General features: G+C 60.4%; 2 protein-coding genes. Both read right to left on the minus strand.

Annotation, left to right across the window (positions count from 1 at the left end; translation table 11 throughout):
* Window positions 1-5: 5 nt before the first annotated feature.
* Window positions 6-116: an anti-sigma factor family protein gene (locus tag ACTHSL_RS13530; RefSeq protein WP_440381713.1), complete on the minus strand. Its 111-nt coding sequence runs from the start codon at window positions 114-116 to the stop codon at window positions 6-8.
* The gene (locus tag ACTHSL_RS13535) at window positions 113-268 is read right to left on the minus strand and encodes a sigma factor-like helix-turn-helix DNA-binding protein (RefSeq protein ID WP_440381714.1); all 156 of its coding nucleotides are present in this window, start codon (window positions 266-268) and stop codon (window positions 113-115) included. Before ACTHSL_RS13535 ends, ACTHSL_RS13530 begins: the two co-directional genes overlap by 4 nt.
* Between the last annotated feature and the right edge of the window lie 10 nt (window positions 269-278).

Here is a 278-nt window from a genome sequence, read left to right on the forward strand (position 1 = left end):
ACAGCCTACGGGTGGCAGCAGGCGAGGTGTTTTTCGAACGTGGCGCGCTGGTCCGGCGGCAACTCGCCGTCGCAGTAGGCCATCAGGAAGTCGACCAGTTCGCGGCACGTAATCACAGCGACGCTCCGCGAAAATGAGGGTCGAGGAGTTCGCGCAGGGCCATACGGGCCCGGTGGAGACGGGTTTTTACGGCGTTGGAAGTCATGCCCAGCAGTTCCGCGGTCTCTTCGGTGTCTTTTCCTTCGATGTCCCGCAGCAGAAGAACGATACGGTAATTT

The sequence above is a fragment of the Neisseria sp. P0008.S010 genome (genome assembly GCF_051962715.1).
GTDB classification, from domain to species: Bacteria; Pseudomonadota; Gammaproteobacteria; order Burkholderiales; family Neisseriaceae; genus Neisseria; species Neisseria elongata.